The following is a 722-nucleotide window of genomic DNA, read 5'->3' as shown; positions in this document are numbered from 1 at the left end:
TCTTAAATTTGTTTCCATTGTTGTGAGAATTTTCAAAGATGTTTCTGGTAACAACCAAACATCTGCTTCTAAATCCAGCACTTTTTTAACAGCAGCGTGAACAATGATTGTATCATTGGTCATGATGATATTTTTTTTGTGAAGAGCTTCTGAAACTGTTTGTATGAGATCTTCAGATGCCGTTCCTTCTTCATTGTTGCCAAAAAGAGCAACATAGATGGTTGGGTCTTTGCCTTTACGATAGATAATCGCATCTTTCACTCGACTATCGGCTGTTAAGGCTATAAGCTTGTAATAGGGCTCTGTCCCGCTCCCATTACCACCACGGGCATGAAGCTCTATGCGTTCACGATATCTCTCGTCACTTTCACCCTCCATGCGGGCAATACCATGCCAGTTTCCCAAAGCGTCAAGAGATTCACCGGTTGCAAAATCAAGAATGTTGTTGCGTGCCGCCTCGTTAATACGCTGTCTTAACAGCAACTCTCGATAGCTAAAAGCCTCTATGACTTTTACAGCCGGATCACTTTCAAGAATGGTATATTCAGGCAAAAGCTCTTTTAAATGGGTAAGAGCCGCTGCGCGGATTTCCTCAAAAGAAAGTTCTGTGATGATTTCGGGTTTTGCAAGCAATCCATTCATTTTATCAATAATCCTTCCATGGTAATGGGCTTGCCGGATGGCAAATAAATACCTTCAAAGGACAAAGAAACGTGTCCATT

At 41.6% G+C, this 722-nt stretch carries 1 protein-coding gene and 1 pseudogene; both read right to left on the bottom strand.

Going from position 1 to position 722, the window contains the following annotated elements; genetic code table 11:
- Nucleotides 1-642: baseplate J/gp47 family protein (locus ACFIJL_RS09775; RefSeq protein WP_375624531.1), on the bottom strand; the 642-nt coding region annotated here is incomplete at its 3' end.
- Nucleotides 639-722, bottom strand: a pseudogene (locus tag ACFIJL_RS09770) (baseplate assembly protein W); the annotation flags it as partial. The pseudogene ACFIJL_RS09770 and the gene ACFIJL_RS09775, both read right to left, overlap by 4 nt.

It is taken from the genome of Bartonella sp. TT119HLJHH, assembly GCF_042193385.1.
Taxonomy (GTDB): Bacteria; Pseudomonadota; Alphaproteobacteria; order Rhizobiales; family Rhizobiaceae; genus Bartonella.
This window is presented reverse-complemented; position numbering and strand designations above follow the sequence as displayed.